Here is a 1,642-nt window from a genome sequence, read left to right as displayed (position 1 = left end):
GACCTTATTTGTTTCCAAATTTGTTCTATGGGGTTCATTTCGGCTCTATAATATCTGTTGGGGTGTAAAACTCTAACAGATATTTTTATGCAAAAAAAATATTGCACTTATACGCAAATAAACCTAAACTTAAAATACAAAAACAAAAATCTAGGAGGTGCATATAAGTGCAAAATAATAATATCACGAATTTGTTAGGTTTAAAAGATGTAATATTTAATAATTTTGATGAAGATAATGAGTTTATCTATCTAAAAGGTGTAGTCGCTAGAATGAGTATCTGCCCTCATTGTGGTTCTAGATCAATTAGAATACATGATTATAGAGTTCATAAAATAAAGGATACTCACCTTAGAGGTAAAAAGTGTATTATACATTTAAAGAAAACTAGGTATAATTGTATGTCCTGTGGTCATCGCTTTGAGAGAAAACTTGATTTTGTTGGTAAGGGGCATAGTATGACAAAAAGGCTTGTTATGGCAATTGCAAATGAACTGCGTGAGATTTATTCTATTTCTTCTATTGCTAAGAGATACAATGTATCTTCTAATACTGTTCTTAGAATATTGTCTTATTTAAGTGTTGAAAGGTCAAAGCTGCCTGAAGTTCTATGTATTGATACCCATAGGGCACAAGTGAATTTAAGGGAGACTCTGGGAATAATAAATACCAGACTTCCATTCTTGATGGTATAAACCATTCTATTACTGATATTTTGCCATCAAGAGAGCTAAATTATCTATTTGAATATTTCAAAAGTATTTATACTAAAGAGAGATCTAAGGTTAAAATTTTCGTTAGTGATATGTTTACTACTTTTAAGTCTGTTAAGAAAAGATTTTTTAAGGATTCTATTCATATTATTGATAAGTATCATTTCATAAGACAAGTTACTTGGGCTGTTGAAAATGTCAGAAAAAGAATTCAAAAAGACCTTCCTACTAAACTTAGGAAATATTTTAAAAGAAGTAAAAGTTTAATTTCAAAGCCAGCCTCTCAATTAAGTTCAGAACAGGCAGAAGAAGTGGCTTTAATGCTTGAATTTAGCGAAGAATTAAAAATGGCGTATAAGTTAAAGGAATTATTTTATCAGTATGTTTTAACTCAACCAAATAAAATTAGAGCTGAAAAAGCTTTAAATGAATGGTTAAAAAGAGCTAAAGAATCAAATTTGTTTGAATTTAGATTTTGTATAACTGCATTCACAAATTGGTTTGATGAAATATGTAATTCTTTTGATTATCCATGGACAAATGGTCCTCTGGAAGGGACACATACTAAGATAAAAACTTTAAAGAGGAATTGTTTTGGTATGAAGAATTTTGAATTATTTAGAAAAAGAATTCTTTTATCGTGTAGTTAAAAGTTAGGAAAACAGGAAAAATTTCAAAACCCCTAGGGGTTTTGTTTGCTATGTCTAAATTTAGTAGTTTTTATGTTTTTTTAGTTTGTTTTATTTATTTGTCTATAAGTATTGTTATTAACAGAAAAAGAGAGACTCGAATTACCGAGTCTCCCCAACATTTGACATAGAGCCTTCATTTCTGGAGTATAGGGTGGTATATGTGTTATTTCTATATTTTCTGGGATTTTAAGTCCATTTGATTTATGCCATGTTGCACCATCACAAACTAGTAGTATT

2 protein-coding genes and 1 pseudogene are annotated in these 1,642 nt (G+C 29.4%); 2 read left to right on the top strand and 1 reads right to left on the bottom strand.

The features are described from left to right. Positions 1 to 167: 167 nt before the first annotated feature. Both ACQRC6_RS09725 and ACQRC6_RS09720 read left to right on the top strand, forming a co-directional pair. A complete protein-coding gene (locus tag ACQRC6_RS09725; protein WP_427848743.1) occupies positions 168 to 695 on the top strand; it encodes a transposase family protein in 528 nt (175 codons plus the stop codon). Then, entirely contained in the window at positions 680 to 1,363 is a 684-nt protein-coding gene (locus tag ACQRC6_RS09720; RefSeq protein ID WP_427848744.1) for an ISL3 family transposase, read from the top strand. Before ACQRC6_RS09725 ends, ACQRC6_RS09720 begins: the two co-directional genes overlap by 16 nt. An 80-nt stretch (positions 1,364 to 1,443) precedes the next feature. Here ACQRC6_RS09720 and ACQRC6_RS09715 read toward each other — a convergent pair. Continuing rightward, positions 1,444 to 1,642: pseudogene (locus ACQRC6_RS09715) on the bottom strand (hypothetical protein); the annotation flags it as partial.

It is taken from the genome of Peptoniphilus sp. SGI.035 (assembly GCF_050315115.1).
GTDB lineage: Bacteria > Bacillota > Clostridia > Tissierellales > Peptoniphilaceae > Peptoniphilus_A.
The sequence above is the reverse complement of the archived record's forward strand: the minus strand, read 5'-3'. Positions and strand labels throughout refer to the sequence as shown.